We start from the raw sequence: 21,918 nt of genomic DNA, 5'->3' as shown, positions 1-21,918 counted from the left end.
ACTGCCATGACGCGCCTTTTCTTCTCTCCCGCCACGCTGGCCCTGGCGGCGCTGCTGCTCGCGGGCTGCGCGACGCCATCGGCCGATGCGCCTGCCACCGCCACCCCCGTCGCAGACCCGTGGTGGGGCGGTTTCGGCAGCACCGAGCTGCCGGCCTTCGTCGCCGCGGTCGATGCCGGCAACCCCGACGGCGATGCCGCCGAAGCCCGCCTGCGCCAGGCCGAGGCGCAGGAGCGCATCACCGGCGCCTCGGCCTGGCCTGAACTTTCAGCCACCGCCGATGTGCAGCGCCAGGGCCGGCTCGGCGGCGATGCGAACGTGAGCGGCAACCGGCGCGCGCTCGGGCTCGATGCGCGCTACGAGGTCGACCTGTGGGGCCGCCTGCGCGCACAGCGCGACAGCGCCGGCGCCTCGCGGCAGGCCAGCGCCTTCGACCGCGATGCGGTGCGGCTCGCACTGCGCGCAGGCGCGGGCGCGGCCTGGCTCGAAGCGCTGGGCCTGCGCGAGCGCACGGCCATCGCGCGTCGCAGCCTGGACGATGCCGAACGGCTGCTGCAGCTGGTCGAGGCCCGTGCGCGCGCGGGCGCGGCCTCGCCGCTCGAGCTTGCGCAGCAGCGCGGCATCGTCGCGTCGCAGCGGCGCACGGCCGCCACGCTGCACCAGCAGTCGCGCGCGGCCGACATCCGCATGGCGCGCTGGCTCGGCCAGGCCGGCAGCGAGGTGCGGATCACGGCCACCAGCCTGCAGCAGCTCTCGCTGCCCGCGGTCGACGCCAGCCTGCCGGCCGACCTGCTCGCGCGCCGGCCCGACATCGCACGCACCGAGGCCGCACTGGCCGCGGCCGATGCGGACGTGGCGGCGGCGCGCGCGGCGATGTTCCCCACGCTCACGCTGAGCGCCGGCCTTTCGGCGGCGGGGCCGCGCTTCGGCACGCTGTTCGATCACCCGGTGTACAGCCTGGCGGCGGCGCTCGCGGCGCCGGTCTTCGACGGCGGCCGGCGCGCCGCGGCGCGCGACCTGTCGGCCGCACGGCGCGAAGAGTTGCTCGCGACCTACCGCGCCGCCACCGTGGCCGCCTTCACCGACGCGCTGACCGCGCTCGACGCCGTGGCCGCGCTCGACACGCAGCGCGCCGCGCAGGACGAGGAACTGGCACAGGCCGAGCGCGCGCGCACGCTCGCCGAGTCGCGCTACCGCGCGGGTGCCGAGACGCTGCTCACGCTGCTCGATGCGCAACGCACGCTGTTCGCCGCGCAGGATGCGCGCGCGCAGTTGCTGCAGGCGCGCTTGCAGGCCAGCGTGGCGCTGTACCACGCGCTCGGCGGCGGCTGGTCCGCCGAATCGGCGGCCACGCGCCTCAGCCGAAACGCACGCTGATCTGCAGGCCGGGGTGCGCGTTGCGCACCGTGAGCCGGCCACCGTGGGCTTCGGCGATGAGCCGGCACAGGTACATGCCGAGGCCGACACCGCCGGTGGCGCGCGCCCGCGCGCCGTCGGTGCGGTAGAAGGGCTCGGTCAGGCGTTCGAGCTGCGCGTCGTCCACGCCGGGACCGAAGTCGCGCACCTCCAGCTCGGCACCGCCGTCGGCCGGCGCGCGCAAGCTCACGGTCGGCGGCTGCGGTGCGCCGGCGCTGTAGCGCAGCGCGTTGTCCAGCAGGTTGCGCACCATCAGGCGCACGCGCATGCGGTCGACGGGCTGCGGCGCCAGGCCGTCCGCGAGGTCGAGTTGCACCGCTTGTGCGCCGGGCATCTCGGCCACGATCTCGCGCACCAGCGCAGCCAGGTCGACCGGCTCGCGCTGCAACGCGGCATGCGGGCTCGCGAGGCGTTCGCTTTCGAGCAGGTCGCTGATCAGGTCGCGCATCTCGTTGAGGTCGCGCAGCAGCGCCTCGCGCTCGGCCTCGCCTTCGGGCGTGGCGGGCAGCAGCTCGGCGTTGAGCCGGGCCCGCGTGAGCGGCGAGCGCAGCTCGTGGCTCAGCGCCAGCAGCAGGCCGCGCTTGGCATCGAGCATGGCCTGGATGTCGCTGGCCATGGTGTTGACGCGCTGCGCGAGGTCGCCCAGGTCGTCGTTGCGGCGGATCGGAATGGGCTGCGCGAACTCGCCACGGCCGAAGCGCTGCGCGCCCTCGCGGATGTCGATGAGCGGACGCAGCAGCCGGCTCACCAGTGCGTAGGCCACCACCACGAGCAGCAGCAGCACGCACAGCGTGGTCCAGCCCGCCGCGCGCGGCGCGAGCTGCCACAGCCGGGGCGCCCAGCCGAAGATGACCTTGTGCCCGTCGGCCGTGGGGCGCACGAACCAGCGCTCGGTGGAGAACATCGACTCCTCGCGGTCGCGGTCGTAGAACCAGCCGCCGCGCGCGTGCAGGTCGTTGCCGGGGTTCGACTCCCAGTTCACGGTGGGCCCGGTGATGCGGATGGTGATCGGCAGCCGGTCGACCAGCGCCTGCGCGCGCACCGTGTCGGGCGGCGTGCCGAGTTCGGCAACGAGGCGGTCGGCGTAGTCCATCAGCATCGGCTGCGCGGCCTCGGCCCAGGTGCTGGAGAACGACCGCTTCATGCCGCCCACGAACACCGCCGCCATCACGAGCGCGAGCACCACGAACATCATCACGATGCGCACGCGCACCGAGCTGCGCCAGCGCTGCTGCATGTGCGCGTGCATGCGCGCGTGCCAGTGCCGGCGGCGCTCCTTGCCGGGGCACAGGCCTTCGTTGTCGGCGGGCACGGCGCCTGCGCGCCTGCGGGGAAATCTCATGAAGACGGCTCGCCCGGCGCCACCGCCAACGCGTAGCCGGCGTTGCGCAGCGTCTTGATGCAGTCGAGCGGCTCGAGCTTCTTGCGCAGCCGGCTCACCACGATGTCGACCGCGCGCGTGAAGAGCTCGGCCTCGTGGCCGCGCAGCCGGTTGAGGATGTCGTCGCGGCTGAACACCTTGCCGGGCTCGCCGGCCAGCAGCGCGAGCAGATCGAACTCGGTGCCGGTGAGCTCCACGCGCTCGCCGTGGCGCAACACCTGGCGCCGGTCGAGGTCGATCGAGAGGCCGTCGAACACGCGCAGCTGGGCGTTGGCGGCGGCGGCCGCCGGCGCGCTGCGCTGACGGCGCAGGATGGTCTGCACGCGCGCCACCAGTTCGCGCGGCTCGAAGGGCTTGGGCACGTAGTCGTCGGCGCCGAGTTCGAGGCCGACCACGCGGTCCATCACCTCGCCGCGCGCGGTGAGCATCACGATGGGGATGTCGCTTTCCTTGCGGATCTCGCGGCACAGTTCGAAGCCGTCCATCTCGGGCAGCATGACGTCGAGGATGGCCGCGTCGTAGTGCCCCGCACGCAGCTTGGCGATGCCCTCGCTCGGGCGCTTGGCGCTGTCGAGCGTGCAGCCGAAGCGTGCGAAGTAGGTGGTCAGCGGCGCGGCGAGGTGTTCGTCGTCGTCGATCAGCAGGATGCGCGGCATGGCGGGATTGTGCCTCCTGGCAAAGAGAGCGCGAATGGCAAGGCTTGCAATCAATCCGGCCGGCATCGCACCGTCCAGACCAGGCCGGCGCTGAGACCGGCGAGCAAAAGCACGTGGTAGACCACGTCGGGCACCGTGCGCGGGCCGATGCCTGCGACGATGGTGCCAAGACCGACCAGCGTGCCCAGCAGGGCAAAGCCCTGTCCGGCGATCGCCGCCGCGCGGGCATGCGCGGGGCGGCGCCAGGTTTCGAGCGCCGCGAGCACCAGCACGGTGGCGATCACGGCCTCGGCGGTGCGCGCCTGCGGATGCGCGTGGCCGGCCCCGAGCCAGCCACCGTGCACCGCCGAGGCGGCGGCGAGCGTGAACGCCTCGCCCAGCATCACGGTGCGCGCGAGCGCGGGGCGCATCAGGGGACGCGAACGGGCCACGGCACTCACCATGGATCGGCGCGGCCGATGCGGCCGAGGTGGGTGGACGCAAAGCCCGTCGCGTACTTCAGGCCGAAGCCCAGCGCATGGTCGAGCCCGACGCGGGCCAGCCAGATCAGCCCGCCGGCCACCGCCCACGGCTGCGCCGCGAACACGCCCAGCGCCAGCAGCAGCACGGGTCCGATCAGCGCATGCGCCGCGTTGTACAGCGCCGCGCCGACACGCGGCCCCGCGAGGTAGCCGAGCAGCGAGAGGTCGGGCGCGAACAGCCAGAGCGCGAACACGCCCCAGCCCATGCCGAACTGGGCATAGCCGACCAGCGCCACCGCGAGCACCACCGCGCCTTCGAAGCGCAGCACGGTGCGCACGCCGTCCATGGCCGGGGCTTCGGGTTCGCGGGACACCACGGAACCCACGTGGTGCTGCGGCTCCTGCAGAGCAGGTCGATGCAGCGACACGAAGCGCCCCCAGCCCGGGGGCGAGCCCATTTCAGCCATGGCGCGACCAGCGGCGGCCGCCGCGCTCCATGAAGTCACGCACCTTCTGTTGCTGGGCGGGGTTCAGGTGGTCGAAGAAGTCGGCCGCGGCGGCGATGACCTCGGGGCTGCCGGTGCGCACCACGGCGGTCTTCTCTTCGACCAGGCGCGCGGCGCCGGCCTGGTCGAGCGCGTTGCCCGCGAACAGCGCCTTGAACTGCGAGCGCGGATCGCCCGATCCGCCCGCACCGCGCATCGCCTGGCGCTGCGCCTGCAGCTTCTCGGCCAGCACGGTGAGCTTCTGCTTCTGCGCGGCGTCGAGTTCGAGCTTGCTGCCGACGCGCTCGACCATCTTGGCGCGGAACTCGGCGCTGTCGCCGCCCCAGCCGTGGCGATGGCCGGCACAGCCGGCGATGCTGCCGGCGACGACGGCCAGGCCGGCGAATCCGAACAGGGTGCGTTTGATCCAGTGCTTCATGGAGGTGCTCCTTCATGCGCCCCTGCGCGGGGCTGCTTCAGTGATGGACGAGGCGACGGCGGCGCCGCCCGGGGCGCCGCATCGTCGGCTCAGAGACGGTTGCCGCTGTCGCGCGCGGCGGCGGCACGCGCGTCGACGGGGTTCTGCATCGTCGAGATGACCTTGCTGTTCACGCGCGAGCCGGAGGTCACGTTCTGGTCGGGGGCGGCGGCGGTGCGCACGGCTTCGGCGATGACGCGGGCGCGGTCGGTCGACACGGCCACGGTCTCGGGGCCGCGCGAACCGCGCACGACGTTCTGGTCGGGGGCGGCGGCGGCACGCACGGCTTCGGCGTTGACATCGGCGCGGCTCATGGCCGACACGGGCGCGTGCACGCCCTCGTAGCTTTCAGCCTTGGCGCCGGCGGCGGCGAGCATGGCGAAGGAACCGACAGCGATGAGCTGGGCGAGGGAGAAGGACGACTTGACGATCATGATGCAGGCCTTTCTTTCAGGGGTTGGAAGAGGAGACCTGATGGTGCGCGTCAAGGCGCGGCGAGTCCTTTCACGCCCGTATCGCCGTATTTCGGTTTGTTTCACTCGGCCCGCAACCCACCGTTTTCACGGTGCATCACGAAGACAAAGGTATGCGAAAGCGCGGGCTCAGCCCGCGAGTGCGGCCGCGGGATCGTCCGCGTCGAGCACGCCCTGCGCCCAGGGCTCGAGCTTGCCGGTGTCGGCGCGCAGCACTTCCTGCTTCACGGCCAGGATGCGCGAGGGGTGCATGGAGAAGCTGCGCAGGCCCAGGCCCAGCAGCAGGCGCGTGAAGGCGACGTCACCGGCCATCTCGCCGCACACCGACACGCCCTTGCCCTGGCGGCGGCACTCGGTGATGGTGTCGGCCACGAGCTTGAGCACCGCGGGGTGCGCGGGGTCGTACAGGTGGGCGACGGCCTCGTCGGCGCGGTCGATGGCCAGCGTGTACTGGATCAGGTCGTTGGTGCCGATCGAGAGGAAGTCGAAGTGCTTCAGGAAGGTCTTGAGCGTGAGCGCGGCGGCCGGGATCTCGATCATGGCACCGAGCTTGACCGGGCCGTACACCGCGCCGCGGTTGTCGAGTTCGGCGCGCGCGAAGTCGATGAGCGACAGCGTCTGGCGGATCTCGCTGGCGTGCGCGAGCATCGGAATGAGCAGGTGGATCTCGCCGTGCGCCGCCGCGCGCAGGATGGCGCGCAGCTGCGTGAGGAACATCGCCGGATCGGCCAGGCTCCAGCGGATGGCGCGCAGGCCGAGCGCGGGGTTCAGGTGCTCCTGCTTGCTGCCCGACTTGCCGTCCAGCGGCTTGTCGGCACCCACGTCGATGGTGCGGATGGTGACGGGCATGCCCTGCATGCCCTCGACCGCGCGCTTGTAGGCCTGGTACTGCTCTTCTTCGTCGGGCAGGCGCGTCTGGCGCGCCGAGTTCTCGCGGCCCATGAAGAGGAATTCGCTGCGAAAGAGGCCCACGCCCACGGCGCCGGCCTTGACGGCGCCGGCCGTGTCCTCGGGCATCTCGATGTTGGCCAGCAGGTCGACGCGCTGGCCGTCGAGCGTGACGGCGGGCTTGTGGCGCAGCCGCGCGAGCCGCCCGCGCTCGAGGTCGCCCTGGCGCTGCTTGAAGCCGTACTCGGCCAGGATGATCGGCGACGGGTCGACGATCATCACGCCGGCCTCGCCGTCAATGATGACCCAGTCGTCCTGGCGCACCAGCTGGCTCGCGGAGCGCGCGCCGACGATGGCCGGGATGTCCATGCTGCGCGCGACGATGGCGGTGTGCGAGGTGCGCCCGCCCACGTCGGTCACGAAGCCCGCGAACACGCTCTTCTTGAACTGCAGCATGTCGGCCGGCGAGAGGTCGTGCGCGATGAGCACCAGCGGCACGTCGAAGCCGTCGCCCGCGGTGGGGTCGTCGTCTTCGTCGTCGTGCGCGGCGGCGGCGCGCTTGCGCCGCGGCGGGCTCGGCGCGAGCACGGCGGCCGTGCCCTTCATGCGATGCAGCATGCGCTCGACCACCTGTTCGAGGTCGGCCTTGCGCTCGCGCAGGTACGGGTCCTCCATCTCGTCGAACTGGCGCGCGATGATCTCGAGCTGCGTGGTCAGCGCCCATTCGGCGTTGTACAGCCGCTCGCTGATCCAGTGCTTCACGCCGCCGCTGAGCACGTCGTCCTGCAGCAGCATCTGGTGCACCTCGAGCAGCGCCGCGAGTTCGTGCGGCGCGTCGTTCGGGCCCATCTGCGCCACGCTGGCCTGCAGCTTGGTGAGCTCGTCGGCCACCGCGTTGCGCGCGGTGCGCACGCGGTCGATCTCGGTCTCGATCTCTTCGGGCTTGATGAAGTAGTGCGCCACGTCGATGCGGCTGGACACGACCAGCACCGCGCGGCCGATGGCAATGCCACGGGCGACCGGGAGACCGTGGACTGCGAAGGTCATGCGCGGGTCCTTATTCGCCTTCGCCGAATTTGTCGTCCATCAGTTGGACGATGGCGTTCATGGCTTCGTCCTCCTGCGGGCCGTTGGTCTCGAGCTCGACGGTCACGCCGAGGCCGGCGGCCAGCATCATGACGCCCATGATGCTCTTGGCGTTGATGCGGCGGTCGCCGCGCGACAGCCACACCTCGCAGGGGAAGCTGCCGGCGAGCTTGGTCAGCTTGGCCGACGCGCGTGCGTGCAGGCCCAGCTTATTGCTGATGGTCACGGATTTCTTGATCACTGTGCTTTCTTTTCGCCTGGTTCTGGGGAGCCGCCACTGCCACCTGCATCACGCCGGCGGTGCCGCCCGCCAGGGCCCGCTGCACCAGGGTGTCGAGCGGTTCGTGGCGGTAGGTGACGGCGCGCAGCAGCATCGGCAGGTTGACACCGGCCACGAGCCGCGAGCGCACGCCGTCCACCAGCTTCTGCGCGACGTTGCAGGGCGTGGCGCCGAACACGTCGGCCAGCACCAGCACCTGCGAGCGCGGGGCATGCAACTGCTGCGCGAGCGTGATGCGCGCGGCGGCCAGCGTTTCCTCGGGCGACACGTTGGGCAGCACGTCGAGGGCCACGACGGCCTGTTCGCAGTCGGGGAACACATGCAGCGCGCACTGCCGCAGCGCCTGTGCGAACGGGGAGTGGGCAATGATGAGGATGCTGTTCATGCGGCTCGGAGGACGACGCGTCGATTATGCGGGGGCGCCCAAAGGAAGTAGAGGCATCGAGGACACAACGCGGCAGCCGGGGAAAGCGGCCATGGCGGGCGCGTGGCCGGTGTGTCGGTTTGCGCCGCGGCAACAGCTATGAAAACGATAGCTGGCCCGCGCATCGCGGCCTGTCGGCCGGCCCCTGCTCATGGCAGGCGCAGGCCCTCGAAGAAGGTCTTGGTCGCCTCGGGCGAGGACGACCGGCCGAGCACGGTGGCCTGGTAGAGCGACACGCTGCCGTCTTTCTGCGACTGCGCGAACCAGAGCACCTGGACCGGCGCCACGCCCTGCTGCGCCGATTGCCCGTCGAGCCGCCACGGTGCGGGAACGGCCGTGGCGCGCGGCAAGGTGGCCGGCCCCTGGATCACCTGCGCGACGCCCAGCTGGCCGTGCGTGGCCGTGCGCCAGGCCGTGAGCCAGGCCTCGGCCTGCGCCGGGCTGGTGGCGGCGGCATGGGCCACGGCGAAGGTCGCGCCGCCGGCTTCGCAGCCGGTCATGTCGACCTGCACCGACTCGGCACCCAGCGGCACCGCGCGCTGGGCGCGGTCGGCCTTGCAGGGCAGCAGCGCGACCAGGCCGGCGTCGGCGATCGGCACTTCGCGCCAGTTGAAGGTGGGGCTGCAGGCGCCCAGCGCGGCGGCCAGCGCGGCGGCCAGGGCCAGCACGGGCCAGGAGGGGAAAGGAAGCGAGGGCATCGGAGGACGATTATCGAGCGGCCTTCGGGGAATGAAGCGCGTGCGCCGACGCGTTCCGGCACGCGGAACTAAAATCGCGCCGCCTCTCTCCTTCAGGTGCCCATGAAAAAATACATCGCTGCCGCCGCCGTCGTGATCGCCCTGGCCGCCGGCGTGGGCGTGTACCTCGGTTCGGGCAGCACGGCCGCTCCGGCCTCGACCTTCGTGCTGCTCGACGGCACCACCAAGAGCACGGCCGACCTGAAGGGCAAGGTCACGCTGGTCAACTTCTGGGCCACCAGCTGTGTGACCTGCGTGGCCGAGATGCCCAAGGTGATCTCGACCTACGACAAGTACAAGGCCAAGGGCTACGACACGCTGGCGGTGGCCATGAGCTACGACCCGCCGAGCTACGTCGTCAACTTCGCCGAAACCCGCAAGCTGCCGTTCAAGGTGGCGATCGACAACACCGGCAGCGTGGCGCAGGCCTGGGGCGACGTGAAGCTCACGCCAACCACCTTCATCGTCAACAAGAAGGGCGAGATCGTGAAGCGCTACGTGGGCGAGCCCGACTTTGCCGAGCTGCACAAGCTGATCGAAAAACTCCTGGCCGAGGCCTGACCTTCGGCCCCAGAAAAGCAAAAGGCGCTCCGAGGAGCGCCTTTTTCGTGGCGAAAGCCCTCGGCTTACTGGTTGCGGAAGCTGTCGTGGCAGGCCTTGCAGCTCGCGCCGGTCGGGCCGAACTGGGCCTTGAGCGCGTCGATGTTGCCGGCCTTGGCGGCGACGACGAGCTTGCCGGTCTCGGCGATCACCTTGTCCTGGTGTTCCTTGAACTTGGCGGCTTCCTTCCAGACTTCGGGCTTGGCCTTGCCGCCCTCGGTGCCGGCGCCGAAGCCGGCCCAGGGCAGCTTGGCCATGTCAGCGACGATCTCGGCGTTGGCGGCAGCGGCGGCAGCGTCGTAGGGCGCCCGGCCGTTGGCCATGGCACCGAGGCGGCCGAAGTGCTGGGCCATCACGAACAGCGCGCTCTGGCGGTACTTGATGGCATCTTCGGGCTTGGCGAACTGTGCCGCGGCGGGCAGGGACATCGCAGCGCAGGCGGCTGCAAGGGCGAACGAAGCAAAACGGGTCATCGTGGGTCCTTGTGTGGGGGTTTTGGGCACCGTCGAACGCGGTGCTGCAGGCAGTGTAGGGGCTGCCCGTGTCGGGCGCATAGCAACAACCCGGTGGAACGACCGGGCCGGACTTTGCTAATCTGCGCCTTCCGCAGCCTCGCGCCCCGGCGCCTTTTTCGATGACCGACACCCTCTCGGTGGCCCGCACACGCGTCTGGGACCTGCCGACCCGCCTCTTTCACTGGGCGCTCGCCTTCGCCGTGATCGGCCTGATCGTGACGGGCCTGAACGGCATCATGGAATGGCATTTCCGCCTCGGCTACACCGTGCTGGCGCTGCTGCTGTTCCGGCTGATCTGGGGGGTCGTGGGCGGGCGCTGGTCGCGCTTCGCGGCCTTCATCTATGCGCCGGGCTCGGTCATCGCCTACCTGCGCGGCAAGTCGCACCCCGACCACCTGATCGGCCACACGCCGCTGGGCGCGCTGTCGGTGTTCGCGGTGCTGGCGCTGTTGATCCTGCAGGTCGCCACCGGGCTGATGGCCGACGACGAGATTTCCGCCTCCGGGCCGCTGACACGTTTTGTGTCGGGCGCCATGGTGAGCCTGGCGACGGGCTGGCACAAGGCGCAGGGCAAGTGGATCGTGATCGCCCTGGTGAGCCTGCATGTGCTGGCGGTGCTGTTCTATGTGCTGGTCAAGCGGCACCGGCTGGTCGGGCCGATGCTGTCGGGCGACAAGCTGGTGGTCGCGGGCGCGGCCTCCAACGGGAACGGCAATGGCAACGGCGTGGCCCCAAGCCGCGACGATGCGGTGTCGCGCACGCTGGCGCTGGTGCTGTTCGCGCTGTGCGCGGGCGTGGCGTTCTGGGTGGCGTCGTTGCGCGTATGAGCGGCTTTTCCGTCTCCCGCCCGTTACCACTGTCGGACACGCCGGCGGTGGTGCTGCTCACGCCCGACGAACCGCATGAAGTCGACGCCGTGCGCGCCATCTTCCGCGACTACGCGGGCTCGCTGGCCATCGACCTCGACTTCCAGGACTTCGACGGCGAGCTGGCCGGACTCCCCGGCGAGTACGCCGAGCCGCGCGGCACCTTGCTGCTGGCGCTGGTCGATCCCGCCCATGTGAACGAAGACGCCGGCCGCGCCGCGCCCACGCTGAAGCGCGCCGACGGCACGCTCGCCCACGTGGCGGGCTGCTGCGCGCTGCGCCCGCTCGACACCACGGACTACGCGAACGCGGCGGAAATGAAACGGTTGTATGTGCGCCCCGGGTTCCGGGGGCTCGGGCTCGGCCGGCAGCTGGCCGAGGCCATCCTCGATGCGGCGCGCAGCGCAGGCTATGCCTGCGTGCTGCTCGACACCCTCGACGACATGGAGTCGGCGCGCGCCCTCTACGAAGACCTGGGCTTCGCGGAGGTGCCGCCCTACTATCACAACCCCGTCGCCGGGGCTCACTACCTCAAAGTAGATCTCTAGACCGGGCTCAGCCGCGGGCTTGCGCCAGCAGCGTGTCGGCGTCGCTCACTTCGAACTTGCCCGGGCCTTCGACGTTCAGCGTCGCGACCTTGCCGTCCTTCACGAGCATCGAATAGCGGTTGCTGCGCAGGCCCATGCCGCGGCCGGTCAGGTCCAGCGTGAGGCCGGTGGCTTTTGCGAAGTCCGCACTGCCGTCGGCCAGCATGCGCACCTTGGCGCCGGTCTTCTGGTCGCGCGCCCAGGCGCCCATCACGAAGGCGTCGTTCACGCTCACGCACCAGATCTCGTCCACGCCGGCGGCCTTGAAGTCGTCGAAGTGCTGCACGTAGCCCGGCACATGCTTGGCCGAGCAGGTGGGCGTGAAGGCGCCCGGCAGTGCGAACAGCGCGATGGTCTTGCCCGCCGTGGCCTTGGTCACGTCGACCGGGTTCGGGCCGATGCTGCAGCCCTCGCCCTCCACTTCGGAATATTCCTGCAGGGTGGCCGAAGGAAGGGTGTCGCCGACTTTGATCATGTGAATTGCTCCTGAAAAAGAAAAACGGCCCACATTGTGGGCCGTTTCCGGATGGGTTGCCTCGAGGGCGACCGAGTGCCTGATCAGACCAGGACGGCCTTCTCGACCAGACGGGTCACGACCCAGTTCTTGGTCTTCGAGATCGGACGGCTTTCCGTGATCTCGATGGTGTCGCCGAGGTGGTACTCGCCCTTTTCGTCATGGGCGTGGTACTTGCTCGTCTTGGCCACGATCTTGCCGTAGAGCTCGTGCTTCACACGGCGCTCGACCAGCACGGTCACGGTCTTGGCACGCTTGTCGCTGACCACCTTGCCGATCAAGGTGCGCTTGAGGGATTTTTTAGCTTCCGTCATGTTCACTCCTTACTTGGCGGCTTGGGTCTCTTGCTCTTTCTGAGCAAGAATGGTCTTGGCGCGAGCGATGTCGCGACGCGTCACGCGCAGCGTCGTGGTGTTCGACAGCTGTTGCGTGGCCTTCTGCATGCGCAGGCCGAAGTGGGCCTTCTGCAGATCCTTGATTTCGGCTTGCAGGCCTGCGACGTCCTTCGTGCGCAGGGTTGCGGCCTTCGTCACCTTGGCCGAAGCCGCGGTTTCTTTCTTCTTACGTGTTGCCATGGATGTTCTCCTCTCAGGCGCCGAGCTGGCGAGCGACGAACGTCGTGCGCAGCGGAAGCTTGGCGGCGGCCAGGCGGAACGCTTCGCGGGCGAGTTCTTCGGGCACGCCGACGATCTCGAACACGATCTTGCCAGGCTGGATTTCAGCGACGTAGTACTCGGGGTTGCCCTTACCGTTACCCATCCGCACTTCAGCGGGCTTGGTAGAGATCGGCTTGTCCGGGAACACGCGGATCCAGATACGGCCACCACGCTTCACGTGACGCGAGATCGCGCGACGAGCGGCTTCGATCTGGCGCGCCGTGAGGCGACCGCGGTCGGTGCATTTGAGACCGAAGTCACCGAACGCAACCGAGTTACCCGTGGTTGCGATGCCGGTGTTGCGGCCCTTTTGTTCCTTGCGGAACTTTCTGCGTGCAGGTTGCAGCATGTTTTGTTACTCCGTGAGGGCCCCAGGCACTTGCGTGCCCGGGAGCGACCGATTACTCGGTCTTGGCACCGTCCGCTGCTGCAGCGGGCGCGGCTTTGCGGACGCGCTTAACGGCGGGTTTCGAGTCTGCACCGGCACCGCCGGTTGCTTCTGCGGGCTTGTCGCTGCCATCGGCCGGAGCGGTGTTGCCACCGATCGGACCACGGGCACCGGCACGGGGGCCGGGACCACGACGGTCGCCACCCGGACGGTCGCCAGGGCGACCATCACGGCGGGGACCACGCGGGCGGCGCTCTTCGTCCGGACGCGGCGTTTCGACGGCCGGCAGGTCGTTACGACCCAGCGTGTCGCCCTTGTAGACCCAGACCTTGACGCCGATGACGCCGTAGGTGGTCTTGGCTTCCGAGGTGCCGTAGTCGATGTCGGCGCGCAGGGTGTGAAGCGGCACGCGGCCTTCGCGGTACCACTCGGTACGTGCGATTTCGATGCCGTTCAGGCGGCCAGCCGACATGATCTTGATGCCCAGGGCACCCAGACGCATGGCGTTCTGCATGGCGCGCTTCATGGCGCGGCGGAACATGATCCGCTTTTCGAGCTGCTGCGTGATGCTGTCGGCGATCAGCTGCGCATCGATTTCGGGCTTGCGCACTTCTTCGATGTTGACCGCAACCGGCACGCCGAGCTGCTTGCCCAGTTCGCGCTTGAGGTTCTCGATGTCTTCGCCCTTCTTGCCGATCACGACGCCCGGACGAGCCGAGTAGATCGTGATGCGTGCGTTCTTGGCGGGACGCTCGATCATGACGCGCGACACCGAAGCGTTCTTCAGCTTCTTCTTCAGGTATTCGCGAACCTTGATGTCTTCGGCCAGCATGCCCGCGAAATCGCGGTCGCTTGCGTACCAACGGCTGGACCAGTTACGGGTGACCGCAAGGCGGAACCCGGTTGGGTGGATTTTCTGTCCCATATTTCTTCCAGGCCTTCTTAGTTGCCAACCGTCACGTACACATGGCACGTGGGCTTGCTGATGCGATTGCCGCGACCCTTGGCGCGCGCCGTGAAGCGCTTGAGCGTTGCACCTTGCTCGACGTAGATGGTCTTGACCTTCAGCTCGTCGATGTCGGCACCGTCGTTGTGCTCGGCGTTGGCAATCGCCGACTCGAGCACCTTCTTGATGATCACAGCGGCCTTCTTCTGCGTGAATTGCAGAACGTTGAGCGCTTGATCGACCTTCTTGCCGCGGATCAGGTCCGCGACCAGACGGCCCTTGTCGACCGACAGGCGGACACCGCGGAGGACTGCACGTGTTTCAGACATGGTCGTTCCTTACTTCTTCTGGACTTTTTTGTCCGCGGGGTGCCCCTTGAACGTGCGCGTGAGCGCAAATTCGCCGAGCTTGTGGCCGACCATCTGGTCGGTGATGTACACGGGCACGTGTTGCTTGCCGTTGTGCACAGCGATGGTCAGACCGATGAACTCGGGCAGAACCATCGAGCGGCGCGACCAGGTCTTGATCGGCTTCTTGTCCTTGTTCGTCACGGCCTTGTCGGCCTTGGCCACGAGGTGGTGGTCGACGAAAGGACCCTTTTTGAGAGAGCGAGTCATTGGCTATCCCTTACTTCTTGCGACGCGACACGATGAAGACCTGCGTGCGCTTGTTGTTACGGGTGCGATAGCCCTTGGTCAGGTTGCCCCACGGGTCGACAGGATGGCGGCCTTCGCCAGTCTTGCCTTCGCCACCACCGTGCGGGTGGTCGACCGGGTTCATCACCACGCCGCGAACGGTCGGGCGAATACCCATGTGACGCTTCACACCGGCCTTGCCGAGCTGGCGCAGGCTGTGTTCTTCGTTGGCCACTTCACCGATGGTCGCGCGGCATTCGATGTGAATGCGACGGACTTCGCCCGAACGCATGCGGACCTGGGCGTAGACGCCTTCACGGGCCAGCAGCGTGGCCGAGGTACCGGCCGAACGTGCGATCTGCGCGCCCTTGCCGGGTTGCAGTTCGATGCAGTGGATCGTCGAACCCACGGGGATGTTGCGGATCGGCAGGGTGTTGCCGGCGCGGATCGGGGCTTCGGCGCCCGACATCAGGGTTGCACCAGCTTCCAGACCGCGCGGGGCGATGATGTAGCGGCGCTCGCCGTCGGCGTAGCAGACCAGAGCGATGTGGGCGGTGCGGTTCGGGTCGTACTCGATGCGTTCGACCTTGGCCGGGATGCCGTCCTTGTTGCGCACGAAGTCGACAATGCGGTAGTGGTGCTTGGCACCACCGCCACGATGGCGGATCGTGATGTGACCGTTGTTGTTACGGCCGGCCTTCTGGAACTGGGGTTCCAGCAGGGCTGCGTGAGGCGCACCCTTGTGCAGGTGGTCACGCGAAATCTTCACCGCGCCGCGTTGGCCCGGCGAAGTGGGTTTCATCTTGATGACGGCCATGATTAAGCGCCTTCCCCGACGAGGTTGAGCTCTTGACCGGCCTTCAGCGTCACATAAGCCTTGCGCACGTTGTCGCGGCGGCCGATGGACTTGCCAAAGCGCTTGGTCTTGCCCTTGGTGTTGAGCACCGACACGCCCTGGACTTCGACCTTGAACATCAGTTCAACAGCGGCCTTGATCTCGGGCTTGGTGGCGTCTTGCAGCACCTTGAAAGTGACAGCGTTCGACTTCTCGCCGACCATCGTGGCCTTTTCGGACACGATCGGTGCGACCAGCACGTTCATGAGACGGCCTTCGTCGAACTTACGTTGTGCAGGGGTGGGGTTCACGCGGCTCATGCGAACATCTCCTTGAGCTTGTCGACGGCACCCTTGGTGACCAACACCTTCTTGTAGTGAACCAGCGACACCGGATCGGCGTAACGGGGTTCGACCACGAGGATGTTGACCAGATTGCGCGAGGCAAGGTACAGGTTTTCGTCGACTTCTTCGGCGATCACGAGCACGGACTCGAGATTCATTGCCTTGAAACGGGCTGCCAGCGGCTTCGTCTTGGGCGAATCCACGGTCAGCGAATCGACCACGGCCAGACGGCCTTCGCGAGCGAGCTGCGAGAAGATGGAGGCCATGCCGGCGCGGTACATCTTCTTGTTGATCTTCTGCGAGAAGTTTTCGTCAGGCATGTTCGGGAAGATCCGGCCGCCTCCGCGCCACAGGGGCGAGGACGTCATACCGGCGCGGGCGCGGCCCGTTCCCTTTTGCTTGAAAGGCTTCTTGGTCGAGTGCTTGACCTGTTCGCGGTCCTTCTGGGCGCGCGTGCCTTGACGGGCGTTGGCCTGGAATGCAACGACGATCTGGTGGACCAGGTCTTCGTTGTAGTCACGGCCGAACACGGTCTCGGGGGCGTCGTACTTCGACGCGGCCTGGCCTTGTTCGTTCAGGAGTTCGAGTTGCATTACTTCGCTCCTTCAGCCGCTTGCGGCTTGGCCTTGATGGCGGGACGCACGGTGACGAAGCCACCCTTCGAACCCGGGATCGCGCCCTTGATGAGCAGCAGCTGACGTGCTTCGTCGATGCGGAACACGTCGAGGTTTTGCGTCGTGCGGGTGACGTCGCCGAGGTGGCCCGTCATGCGCTTGCCGGGGAACACGCGACCGGGGTCTTGTGCCATGCCGATCGAGCCGGGCACATTGTGCGAACGGCTGTTACCGTGCGACGCGCGCTGCGAGCTCATGTTGTGACGCTTGATCGTGCCGGCGTAGCCCTTGCCGATGGTCGTGCCTTGCACGTCCACCTTCTGGCCCACGGAGAACACGCTGCTCGCCGCGATCACGCCGCCAGCCTTGTGCTGACCTGCGGTATCGGCGGTGACGCGGAATTCCTGGATGATTTCACCAGCTTCGACACCTGCCTTGGCGAGGTGGCCGGCTTGGGGCTTGGTCACGCGCGATGCTTTGCGCGAACCGAACGTCACCTGCAGGGCGACGTAGCCATCGGTCTCTTGGGACTTGATCTGGGTCACACGGTTGTTGGACACATCCACCACCGTGACAGGAACTGCGTCCCCGTCATCGGTGAAGAGACGCATCATCCCCACCTTGCGGCCCAGCAACCCGAGGGAGTTGCTCAGACTCATTTGTTTTCTCCAAAAATGGAAGACTTCCTTCGCCGCTGCCACTTCAATTGGCGACAGCGTTTGGCTGGTTTCCCGGCCTGCGAGAGAAGGTTGATAAATCTCCGCCAGAACGGCGACCGAACGGACGCAACAAGGGCAGAGCCAGAGATTATAGCCCGCAGTCGAACCGGGGCGCAAGTGGCCCTTTTCGGGCCGGATTCAGGGGGTTCCGGCCCCGTTTCGGCTGGCTTTCGGGCCTATTTCGCGGGCAGCGAGATGATGTTGTCGCCGCCTGGCAGCGACTTGATCTCGCCATTGGCCTTCATGGCGGGCGCCGCCGCGCCGGTCTGGATCGGGATGGAAATGGCACTGGTCCGACCAGCCTGCTTGATGAACACATTCAGGTAGGCCAGACCCTCCCCCTGGCTGACCACCGTGACGGAAGTGTCGGAGCGCTGTCCCGGCGGCAGGCTCAGCGACGCGCTGCCGGACAGCGTCAGGCCCGCATCGACCGTCAGCGTCACGCTGGCGCCCGCGGGGTCGCTGACGCCGTCGAACTGCAGAACGACGACAGTCGGCTTGCCGGCCTGAGGCGCACCGCCCAGCCGGTACTGCAGCTTGACGCCGGAGTCATTGGGTTTTCTCGATGCGGTCACCCAGGGGGTGGCCGCATCCTTCGAGGTTGCAGCCGACAGCTTCGCAGTGGTGCGCGCCGGCGGCATGCCGTCGGCCAGGGCGGGCACGGGGAGCGCGGACAGTGCAAGTCCCGCCGCCAACGCGGCAGCCAAAGAGAGGCGAGTGTTCAGGATCATCGCGAGCCTTCCCTTCCTATTGAACAAGCACGCTGAGGCACAGCGGCGAAGCAGAGGAGCTCGTCATTGCGGCATCCCGCACTGCCAGAACGTACTCACCCGCACTCAGGCTGACCCGATTACCCGACCGGGCGATCTCTCCGCCCCGGAAGACGTCGAAGTCCGGCAGCGTGGCGCCCCCGACCGTGACCTGGTAGTCCCGGTTCGCCGGCGCGGTGAAGCGCAGGTAGGCAATGCTGCCGTGCTTGTTGCCGGTACCCGCCGCATTGGAGACGCAGGCACTGCTCGGCGCCGGACCAACCGTCAAGGCTCCGTACATCGGCAGCGCTCTTGGCACCCCGCCGTCGTTCGATTCGCCCGTGCCGAATGCATCGCTGGAGGTGATGCCCTGCCCAGCCAACAGGCTGTTCAGCGCCGAGGCGTTGCCAGGCGACGTCGCATTGAACGCCGCGGCGAACGCGTGGATGGACGTGACCGGCGCGCCGCTTCGGAACTGGAAGCCAGTCAAGGTGTCGTGGATGGGCTTGAAGCCGGCTTGCCGGTTGAGGTTCCACAGGATGGCCTGGACCGACAGTTCGCGGAACCAGCCCGGGTTGCCGGTCGGGGGCCCGGCGGACAGATCCAGGCGCCCACCGTCGCCCTGCTGCGCACCCGTCGAGTCCACGTAGTTGCTCCGGTTCAGGGCGATGCCCGACCATGCATTGCCCCAGCCTTCGGAAAAAGCGAGCCGCCGGTCGAGACGATCCGTTCCGTCATGCTCGCCCCCCATCGAATCGTCGCGGCTGAACGCCGACTGGTAATAGTGCCCCCACTCATGCGCGATCACCGGTGCGTCGAACTCGTCGGTGTCGACGTTCTCCTTGCCCAGCACATAGATCTGCCGACCGCTGCTTCCGTTGTTGAAGAAGAAGGTCGTGCCGATTTGCCCTGTCGCGAGGTTGATCGACGTGGACGGCGCGTTGTCGGCACTCCAGAAAACCTTCAGCACAGGAAACGCCGAAGCCGGCGCCACCGACAGCACCTTCTGCATGGAGGTGTAGACCGTGTCGAGCACGGCGAACGGCGCTGCGACCCGCGTCCCGCTGTAGCGCGAACCATCCCAGCCACTGTCCGCACGCAGGTCGCGCGTCAATGCCACGCTTCCCGAAGAAAAGCTCGCCGACTGCATCGAGTACAGCGCATCGCTGCGGGTGTTGTCGCGCACCGTGACATCCCAGGTCGCGCCCGGACCGGTCCGGGTCAGCTGGGCCCGGACGCGCACGGTGATGTTCGTGTTCGCCGGCACCGAGACCGCGTAATTGCCACCGTCATCCGTGGTGGTCAACGCGAGCTGCGCCGATGTGGTGGCATCGAGCACTTCCACCGTGGCGCCGCGCACGGGCTTGGCCGTGGTGTTCGCGTACAGGAGGGGCCCGCTGTTGTTCGGCACCGAGTCGTAAGTGGCTTTCCCGCTCAGGGCGACCGGGTTCAGCACGATCGGCAGGCCGATGGGAAACCCACCGCCGCCTCCGCCACCACCACCTCCCCCACCGCAACCTGCCAGCAATGCCGCCGCGATGCACGCCGCACCGAATGCAAAAGAGAACTTCTGGCTCATCACGTGTGCTGCCCTCGTTTCAGCCCCGGCGCACTGCGTCCCGCAGGCCGGTGCGCGAGGATGCCACACTTGAGAAACAAACGTGAAGCACAAAAAAGCCCGCCTGCATTTCTGCAGGCAGGCTGTGCTCGGAATGCGACGCGAGGTCGAATTACTGCAGCTTGATCTCGACGTCGACGCCGGCCGGCAGGTCGAGCTTCATCAGCGCGTCCACGGTCTTGTCGGTGGGATCGACGATGTCCATCAGGCGCTGGTGCGTGCGGATTTCCAGCTGGTCGCGCGACGTCTTGTTGACGTGCGGCGAACGCAGGATGTCGAAACGCTTCATGCGGGTCGGCAGGGGCACGGGGCCCTTGACGATCGCGCCGGTGCGCTTGGCGGTGTCCACGATTTCAGCGGCCGACTGGTCGATCAGCTTGTAGTCGAATGCCTTCAGGCGGATGCGGATCTTTTGCTTGGTAGCCATAGTGATTCCTTTGCGTCCGGCTTAGATGTCGAGGATCTTGGCCACGACGCCCGAACCCACGGTACGGCCGCCTTCACGGATGGCGAAGCGCAGGCCCTCTTCCATCGCGATCGGGTTGATCAGCTTCACGGTGATGCTGACGTTGTCGCCAGGCATGACCATTTCCTTGTCCGCGGGCAGCTCGATCGCGCCGGTCACGTCCGTCGTGCGGAAGTAGAACTGCGGACGGTAGTTGTTGAAGAACGGCGTGTGACGGCCGCCTTCGTCCTTGGACAGGACATACACCTCGGCGGTGAAGTGCACGTGCGGCTTGATCGAGCCGGGCTTGCACAGCACTTGGCCGCGTTCGACTTCTTCGCGCTTCGTGNCGCCGGGCATGACCATTTCCTTGTCCGCGGGCAGCTCGATCGCGCCGGTCACGTCCGTCGTACGGAAGTAGAACTGCGGACGGTAGTTGTTGAAGAACGGCGTGTGACGGCCGCCTTCGTCCTTGGACAGGACATACACCTCGGCGGTGAAGTGCACGTGCGGCTTGATCGAGCCGGGCTTGCACAGCACTTGGCCGCGTTCGACTTCTTCGCGCTTCGTGCCGCGCAGCAGCACGCCGACGTTGTCGCCAGCTTGACCTTGGTCCAGCAGCTTGCGGAACATTTCCACGCCGGTGCAGGTGGTCTTGACGGTGGGGCGGATACCGACGATTTCGATTTCTTCGCCGACCTTGATCACGCCGCGCTCGACGGCGCCGGTCACCACGGTGCCGCGACCCGAGATCGAGAACACGTCTTCCACGGGCATCAGGAACGTGCCGTCCACAGCGCGCTCAGGCGTGGGGATGTACGTGTCCAGGGCTTCTGCCAGCTTCATGATGGCGCCTTCGCCCAGGTCACCCTTGTCGCCTTCCAGGGCGAGCTTGGCCGAGCCGTGGATGATGGGGGTGTCGTCGCCGGGGAATTCGTACTTGTCGAGGAGTTCGCGAACTTCCATTTCGACCAGCTCGAGCAGTTCCTTGTCGTCGACCATGTCGCACTTGTTCAGGAACACGATGATGTAGCCCACACCCACCTGGCGAGCCAGCAGGATGTGTTCACGGGTCTGGGGCATCGGGCCGTCAGCGGCCGAGCACACCAGGATGGCGCCGTCCATCTGGGCAGCGCCGGTGATCATGTTCTTCACGTAGTCGGCGTGGCCGGGGCAGTCCACGTGTGCGTAGTGGCGGTTGGCCGTTTCGTACTCGACGTGCGCGGTGTTGATCGTGATGCCGCGGGCCTTTTCTTCAGGCGCTGCGTCGATCTGGTCGTAAGCCTTGGCTTCGCCGCCGAACTTGGCCGACAGCACGGTGGCGATCGCAGCCGTCAGCGTGGTCTTGCCGTGGTCAACGTGACCGATCGTGCCCACGTTCACGTGCGGCTTGGTGCGGGTGAATTTACCTTTTGCCATTTTTCAATCCTTGAAAGAGCATGTCCCGTGTGTTGGNCGTGATGCCGCGGGCCTTTTCTTCAGGCGCTGCGTCGATCTGGTCGTAAGCCTTGGCTTCGCCGCCGAACTTGGCCGACAGCACGGTGGCGATCGCAGCCGTCAGCGTGGTCTTGCCGTGGTCAACGTGACCGATCGTGCCCACGTTCACGTGCGGCTTGGTGCGGGTGAATTTACCTTTTGCCATTTTTCGACTCCGAAAAAAACGATTTCAACGCATGCAGATGGGTCGCAAGCCTGTCGTTGCAACCCCAGAAAACTGGTGCCCTTTGCGGGAATCGGACCCGCGACCTCTCCCTTACCAAGGGAGTGCTCTACCACTGAGCCAAAAGGGCTTTTGTTCTAACCAAATCGCTTCCGGCGCCGAACCGGGTCTCTGGAGCGGGAGACGGGAATCGAACCCGCGTCATCAGCTTGGAAGGCTGGGGTTCTACCATTGAACTACTCCCGCATCGGGGGCACTTCAAGGCACCCAAAGCGCTAGATCCAATCGCTCTTAGAAACCAAATTCATCGCTGGTGGAGAGGGCTGGATTCGAACCAGCGTACTCGTAAGAGGGCAGATTTACAGTCTGCTGCCATTAACCACTCGGCCACCTCTCCGGCGAACCTCGAAATATAGCACGATTTTGTGACTACACAGGTTTCCCAGCAAAAGATGAAGCGTG

31 protein-coding genes, 3 tRNA genes and 1 pseudogene are annotated in these 21,918 nt (G+C 67.1%); 4 read left to right on the top strand and 31 right to left on the bottom strand.

Annotation, left to right across the window (positions count from 1 at the left end; translation table 11 throughout):
• The first annotated feature begins 6 nt into the window (after positions 1-6).
• Entirely contained in the window at positions 7-1,377 is a 1,371-nt protein-coding gene (locus AC57B8_RS12845) for an efflux transporter outer membrane subunit (RefSeq protein ID WP_496479795.1), read from the top strand.
• Here the strand turns inward: AC57B8_RS12845 and AC57B8_RS12840 are convergent.
• From AC57B8_RS12840 to AC57B8_RS12795, 10 genes are all read right to left on the bottom strand, one after another.
• Positions 1,358-2,758 (bottom strand): sensor histidine kinase, encoded by a 1,401-nt coding sequence (locus AC57B8_RS12840; protein WP_496479794.1) that lies wholly within the window; start codon positions 2,756-2,758, stop codon positions 1,358-1,360. The genes AC57B8_RS12845 and AC57B8_RS12840 overlap by 20 nt on opposite strands.
• Complete coding sequence (locus tag AC57B8_RS12835; RefSeq protein ID WP_062478915.1) at positions 2,755-3,453, bottom strand: response regulator transcription factor; 699 nt, start codon at positions 3,451-3,453, stop codon at positions 2,755-2,757. Before AC57B8_RS12835 ends, AC57B8_RS12840 begins: the two co-directional genes overlap by 4 nt.
• 50 nt (positions 3,454-3,503) lie before the next feature.
• Positions 3,504-3,884: a hypothetical protein gene (locus AC57B8_RS12830; RefSeq protein ID WP_496479793.1), complete on the bottom strand. Its 381-nt coding sequence runs from the start codon at positions 3,882-3,884 to the stop codon at positions 3,504-3,506.
• A gap of 5 nt (positions 3,885-3,889) precedes the next feature.
• Positions 3,890-4,381: a DUF4260 domain-containing protein gene (locus AC57B8_RS12825; RefSeq protein ID WP_070061900.1), complete on the bottom strand. Its 492-nt coding sequence runs from the start codon at positions 4,379-4,381 to the stop codon at positions 3,890-3,892.
• The gene (locus AC57B8_RS12820) at positions 4,374-4,838 is read right to left on the bottom strand and encodes a Spy/CpxP family protein refolding chaperone (RefSeq protein WP_496479792.1); all 465 of its coding nucleotides are present in this window, start codon (positions 4,836-4,838) and stop codon (positions 4,374-4,376) included. The genes AC57B8_RS12825 and AC57B8_RS12820 overlap by 8 nt, the downstream gene beginning before the upstream one ends.
• Before the next feature lie 89 nt (positions 4,839-4,927).
• The gene (locus AC57B8_RS12815; RefSeq protein WP_307588248.1) at positions 4,928-5,311 is read right to left on the bottom strand and encodes a DUF4148 domain-containing protein; all 384 of its coding nucleotides are present in this window, start codon (positions 5,309-5,311) and stop codon (positions 4,928-4,930) included.
• Positions 5,312-5,479: 168 nt separating this feature from the next.
• Positions 5,480-7,285, bottom strand: coding sequence for a phosphoenolpyruvate--protein phosphotransferase (gene ptsP / locus AC57B8_RS12810; protein ID WP_139700413.1), 1,806 nt, complete (start codon positions 7,283-7,285; stop codon positions 5,480-5,482).
• A gap of 10 nt (positions 7,286-7,295) precedes the next feature.
• On the bottom strand, positions 7,296-7,565 hold the full coding sequence (locus tag AC57B8_RS12805) for an HPr family phosphocarrier protein (RefSeq protein ID WP_062478901.1): 270 nt from the start codon (positions 7,563-7,565) through the stop codon (positions 7,296-7,298).
• Positions 7,534-7,989, bottom strand: a complete 456-nt coding sequence (locus tag AC57B8_RS12800) for a PTS sugar transporter subunit IIA (protein WP_062478898.1) — start codon at positions 7,987-7,989, stop codon at positions 7,534-7,536. The genes AC57B8_RS12805 and AC57B8_RS12800 overlap by 32 nt, the downstream gene beginning before the upstream one ends.
• A 188-nt stretch (positions 7,990-8,177) precedes the next feature.
• A complete protein-coding gene (locus AC57B8_RS12795) occupies positions 8,178-8,726 on the bottom strand; it encodes a hypothetical protein (RefSeq protein WP_496479791.1) in 549 nt (182 codons plus the stop codon).
• A gap of 102 nt (positions 8,727-8,828) precedes the next feature.
• On the opposite strand from AC57B8_RS12795, the gene AC57B8_RS12790 reads away from it, so the two are divergent.
• Positions 8,829-9,326 (top strand): TlpA disulfide reductase family protein, encoded by a 498-nt coding sequence (locus AC57B8_RS12790; protein ID WP_101493873.1) that lies wholly within the window; start codon positions 8,829-8,831, stop codon positions 9,324-9,326.
• 65 nt (positions 9,327-9,391) lie between these two features.
• On the opposite strand, the gene AC57B8_RS12785 is transcribed toward AC57B8_RS12790, so the two are convergent.
• Positions 9,392-9,838, bottom strand: coding sequence for a c-type cytochrome (locus tag AC57B8_RS12785; protein ID WP_062478890.1), 447 nt, complete (start codon positions 9,836-9,838; stop codon positions 9,392-9,394).
• A 161-nt stretch (positions 9,839-9,999) separates the two neighbouring features.
• Between AC57B8_RS12785 and AC57B8_RS12780 the strand changes: the two genes are divergently transcribed.
• Positions 10,000-10,707, top strand: coding sequence for a cytochrome b/b6 domain-containing protein (locus tag AC57B8_RS12780; protein ID WP_062478887.1), 708 nt, complete (start codon positions 10,000-10,002; stop codon positions 10,705-10,707).
• Entirely contained in the window at positions 10,704-11,294 is a 591-nt protein-coding gene (locus tag AC57B8_RS12775; RefSeq protein WP_496479790.1) for a GNAT family N-acetyltransferase, read from the top strand. Before AC57B8_RS12780 ends, AC57B8_RS12775 begins: the two co-directional genes overlap by 4 nt.
• A gap of 7 nt (positions 11,295-11,301) precedes the next feature.
• Here AC57B8_RS12775 and AC57B8_RS12770 read toward each other — a convergent pair whose 3' ends face one another.
• From AC57B8_RS12770 to AC57B8_RS12675, 20 genes and pseudogenes are all read right to left on the bottom strand, one after another.
• Positions 11,302-11,808 carry a peroxiredoxin gene (locus tag AC57B8_RS12770; RefSeq protein ID WP_070061892.1) on the bottom strand — a complete coding sequence of 169 codons (507 nt, stop codon included), beginning with the start codon at positions 11,806-11,808 and terminating at the stop codon, positions 11,302-11,304.
• Between the two features lie 83 nt (positions 11,809-11,891).
• A complete protein-coding gene (gene rpsQ / locus AC57B8_RS12765) occupies positions 11,892-12,161 on the bottom strand; it encodes a 30S ribosomal protein S17 (protein ID WP_062478880.1) in 270 nt (89 codons plus the stop codon).
• Positions 12,162-12,170: 9 nt separating this feature from the next.
• Positions 12,171-12,380 carry a 50S ribosomal protein L29 gene (gene rpmC, locus AC57B8_RS12760; RefSeq protein ID WP_056577224.1) on the bottom strand — a complete coding sequence of 70 codons (210 nt, stop codon included), beginning with the start codon at positions 12,378-12,380 and terminating at the stop codon, positions 12,171-12,173.
• A gap of 55 nt (positions 12,381-12,435) precedes the next feature.
• Positions 12,436-12,852, bottom strand: a complete 417-nt coding sequence (rplP, locus tag AC57B8_RS12755; protein ID WP_007838137.1) for a 50S ribosomal protein L16 — start codon at positions 12,850-12,852, stop codon at positions 12,436-12,438.
• Between the two features lie 52 nt (positions 12,853-12,904).
• Positions 12,905-13,816 carry a 30S ribosomal protein S3 gene (gene rpsC, locus AC57B8_RS12750; protein ID WP_062478877.1) on the bottom strand — a complete coding sequence of 304 codons (912 nt, stop codon included), beginning with the start codon at positions 13,814-13,816 and terminating at the stop codon, positions 12,905-12,907.
• A 17-nt stretch (positions 13,817-13,833) separates the two neighbouring features.
• The gene (gene rplV, locus AC57B8_RS12745; protein WP_007838134.1) at positions 13,834-14,166 is read right to left on the bottom strand and encodes a 50S ribosomal protein L22; all 333 of its coding nucleotides are present in this window, start codon (positions 14,164-14,166) and stop codon (positions 13,834-13,836) included.
• 9 nt (positions 14,167-14,175) lie between these two features.
• A complete protein-coding gene (rpsS, locus tag AC57B8_RS12740; protein WP_062478874.1) occupies positions 14,176-14,454 on the bottom strand; it encodes a 30S ribosomal protein S19 in 279 nt (92 codons plus the stop codon).
• A 10-nt stretch (positions 14,455-14,464) separates the two neighbouring features.
• Positions 14,465-15,289 (bottom strand): 50S ribosomal protein L2, encoded by an 825-nt coding sequence (gene rplB / locus AC57B8_RS12735; RefSeq protein WP_056576555.1) that lies wholly within the window; start codon positions 15,287-15,289, stop codon positions 14,465-14,467.
• Positions 15,290-15,291: 2 nt separating this feature from the next.
• The gene (rplW, locus tag AC57B8_RS12730) at positions 15,292-15,627 is read right to left on the bottom strand and encodes a 50S ribosomal protein L23 (RefSeq protein WP_056576559.1); all 336 of its coding nucleotides are present in this window, start codon (positions 15,625-15,627) and stop codon (positions 15,292-15,294) included.
• Positions 15,624-16,244: a 50S ribosomal protein L4 gene (gene rplD / locus AC57B8_RS12725; RefSeq protein WP_062478869.1), complete on the bottom strand. Its 621-nt coding sequence runs from the start codon at positions 16,242-16,244 to the stop codon at positions 15,624-15,626. Before rplD ends, rplW begins: the two co-directional genes overlap by 4 nt.
• Positions 16,244-16,924, bottom strand: coding sequence for a 50S ribosomal protein L3 (gene rplC, locus AC57B8_RS12720; protein WP_062478866.1), 681 nt, complete (start codon positions 16,922-16,924; stop codon positions 16,244-16,246). Before rplC ends, rplD begins: the two co-directional genes overlap by 1 nt.
• A gap of 236 nt (positions 16,925-17,160) precedes the next feature.
• Positions 17,161-17,715 (bottom strand): hypothetical protein, encoded by a 555-nt coding sequence (locus AC57B8_RS12715; protein ID WP_369645457.1) that lies wholly within the window; start codon positions 17,713-17,715, stop codon positions 17,161-17,163.
• A gap of 16 nt (positions 17,716-17,731) precedes the next feature.
• Complete coding sequence (locus AC57B8_RS12710; RefSeq protein WP_496479789.1) at positions 17,732-19,312, bottom strand: hypothetical protein; 1,581 nt, start codon at positions 19,310-19,312, stop codon at positions 17,732-17,734.
• A gap of 151 nt (positions 19,313-19,463) precedes the next feature.
• Positions 19,464-19,778, bottom strand: coding sequence for a 30S ribosomal protein S10 (rpsJ, locus tag AC57B8_RS12705; protein ID WP_007838118.1), 315 nt, complete (start codon positions 19,776-19,778; stop codon positions 19,464-19,466).
• Positions 19,779-19,799: 21 nt separating this feature from the next.
• Entirely contained in the window at positions 19,800-20,114 is a 315-nt protein-coding gene (locus AC57B8_RS12700) for an EF-Tu C-terminal domain-related protein (protein ID WP_496479862.1), read from the bottom strand.
• Between the two features lie 9 nt (positions 20,115-20,123).
• A pseudogene (tuf, locus tag AC57B8_RS12695) lies at positions 20,124-21,215 on the bottom strand (elongation factor Tu); the annotation flags it as partial.
• The gene (locus tag AC57B8_RS12690; RefSeq protein WP_496479788.1) at positions 21,202-21,438 is read right to left on the bottom strand and encodes a GTP-binding protein; all 237 of its coding nucleotides are present in this window, start codon (positions 21,436-21,438) and stop codon (positions 21,202-21,204) included. The gene AC57B8_RS12690 and the pseudogene tuf, both read right to left, overlap by 14 nt.
• A 73-nt stretch (positions 21,439-21,511) precedes the next feature.
• Positions 21,512-21,586, bottom strand: a tRNA-Thr gene (locus AC57B8_RS12685).
• 42 nt (positions 21,587-21,628) lie between these two features.
• A tRNA-Gly gene (locus AC57B8_RS12680) sits at positions 21,629-21,702 on the bottom strand.
• A gap of 65 nt (positions 21,703-21,767) precedes the next feature.
• Positions 21,768-21,853: transfer RNA gene (locus AC57B8_RS12675), tRNA-Tyr, on the bottom strand.
• Positions 21,854-21,918: the final 65 nt, after the last annotated feature.

It is taken from the genome of Variovorax sp. BGA-UO-ETr-C22 (assembly GCF_059567965.1).
The sequence above is the reverse complement of the archived record's forward strand: the minus strand, read 5'-3'. Positions and strand labels throughout refer to the sequence as shown.

What these genes read in the sequence shown, in the direction of transcription:
- AC57B8_RS12775 (WP_496479790.1), top strand. Translation starts at nt 10,704, where the DNA reads ATGAGCGGCTTTTCCGTCTCCCGCCCGTTACCACTGTCGGACACGCCG.
- AC57B8_RS12820 (WP_496479792.1), bottom strand. Translation starts at nt 4,838, where the DNA reads ATGAAGCACTGGATCAAACGCACCCTGTTCGGATTCGCCGGCCTGGCC.
- rplV (WP_007838134.1), bottom strand. Translation starts at nt 14,166, where the DNA reads ATGTCTGAAACACGTGCAGTCCTCCGCGGTGTCCGCCTGTCGGTCGAC.
- AC57B8_RS12790 (WP_101493873.1), top strand. Translation starts at nt 8,829, where the DNA reads ATGAAAAAATACATCGCTGCCGCCGCCGTCGTGATCGCCCTGGCCGCC.
- AC57B8_RS12815 (WP_307588248.1), bottom strand. Translation starts at nt 5,311, where the DNA reads ATGATCGTCAAGTCGTCCTTCTCCCTCGCCCAGCTCATCGCTGTCGGT.
- rpsS (WP_062478874.1), bottom strand. Translation starts at nt 14,454, where the DNA reads ATGACTCGCTCTCTCAAAAAGGGTCCTTTCGTCGACCACCACCTCGTG.
- rplP (WP_007838137.1), bottom strand. Translation starts at nt 12,852, where the DNA reads ATGCTGCAACCTGCACGCAGAAAGTTCCGCAAGGAACAAAAGGGCCGC.
- rpsJ (WP_007838118.1), bottom strand. Translation starts at nt 19,778, where the DNA reads ATGGCTACCAAGCAAAAGATCCGCATCCGCCTGAAGGCATTCGACTAC.
- AC57B8_RS12715 (WP_369645457.1), bottom strand. Translation starts at nt 17,715, where the DNA reads ATGATCCTGAACACTCGCCTCTCTTTGGCTGCCGCGTTGGCGGCGGGA.
- AC57B8_RS12770 (WP_070061892.1), bottom strand. Translation starts at nt 11,808, where the DNA reads ATGATCAAAGTCGGCGACACCCTTCCTTCGGCCACCCTGCAGGAATAT.
- AC57B8_RS12845 (WP_496479795.1), top strand. Translation starts at nt 7, where the DNA reads ATGACGCGCCTTTTCTTCTCTCCCGCCACGCTGGCCCTGGCGGCGCTG.
- rplB (WP_056576555.1), bottom strand. Translation starts at nt 15,289, where the DNA reads ATGGCCGTCATCAAGATGAAACCCACTTCGCCGGGCCAACGCGGCGCG.
- ptsP (WP_139700413.1), bottom strand. Translation starts at nt 7,285, where the DNA reads ATGACCTTCGCAGTCCACGGTCTCCCGGTCGCCCGTGGCATTGCCATC.
- AC57B8_RS12840 (WP_496479794.1), bottom strand. Translation starts at nt 2,758, where the DNA reads ATGAGATTTCCCCGCAGGCGCGCAGGCGCCGTGCCCGCCGACAACGAA.
- AC57B8_RS12795 (WP_496479791.1), bottom strand. Translation starts at nt 8,726, where the DNA reads ATGCCCTCGCTTCCTTTCCCCTCCTGGCCCGTGCTGGCCCTGGCCGCC.
- AC57B8_RS12785 (WP_062478890.1), bottom strand. Translation starts at nt 9,838, where the DNA reads ATGACCCGTTTTGCTTCGTTCGCCCTTGCAGCCGCCTGCGCTGCGATG.
- AC57B8_RS12780 (WP_062478887.1), top strand. Translation starts at nt 10,000, where the DNA reads ATGACCGACACCCTCTCGGTGGCCCGCACACGCGTCTGGGACCTGCCG.
- AC57B8_RS12710 (WP_496479789.1), bottom strand. Translation starts at nt 19,312, where the DNA reads ATGAGCCAGAAGTTCTCTTTTGCATTCGGTGCGGCGTGCATCGCGGCG.
- AC57B8_RS12800 (WP_062478898.1), bottom strand. Translation starts at nt 7,989, where the DNA reads ATGAACAGCATCCTCATCATTGCCCACTCCCCGTTCGCACAGGCGCTG.
- rpsQ (WP_062478880.1), bottom strand. Translation starts at nt 12,161, where the DNA reads ATGACGGAAGCTAAAAAATCCCTCAAGCGCACCTTGATCGGCAAGGTG.
- AC57B8_RS12825 (WP_070061900.1), bottom strand. Translation starts at nt 4,381, where the DNA reads ATGGCTGAAATGGGCTCGCCCCCGGGCTGGGGGCGCTTCGTGTCGCTG.
- rplC (WP_062478866.1), bottom strand. Translation starts at nt 16,924, where the DNA reads ATGAGTCTGAGCAACTCCCTCGGGTTGCTGGGCCGCAAGGTGGGGATG.
- rpsC (WP_062478877.1), bottom strand. Translation starts at nt 13,816, where the DNA reads ATGGGACAGAAAATCCACCCAACCGGGTTCCGCCTTGCGGTCACCCGT.
- rplD (WP_062478869.1), bottom strand. Translation starts at nt 16,244, where the DNA reads ATGCAACTCGAACTCCTGAACGAACAAGGCCAGGCCGCGTCGAAGTAC.
- rplW (WP_056576559.1), bottom strand. Translation starts at nt 15,627, where the DNA reads ATGAGCCGCGTGAACCCCACCCCTGCACAACGTAAGTTCGACGAAGGC.
- AC57B8_RS12835 (WP_062478915.1), bottom strand. Translation starts at nt 3,453, where the DNA reads ATGCCGCGCATCCTGCTGATCGACGACGACGAACACCTCGCCGCGCCG.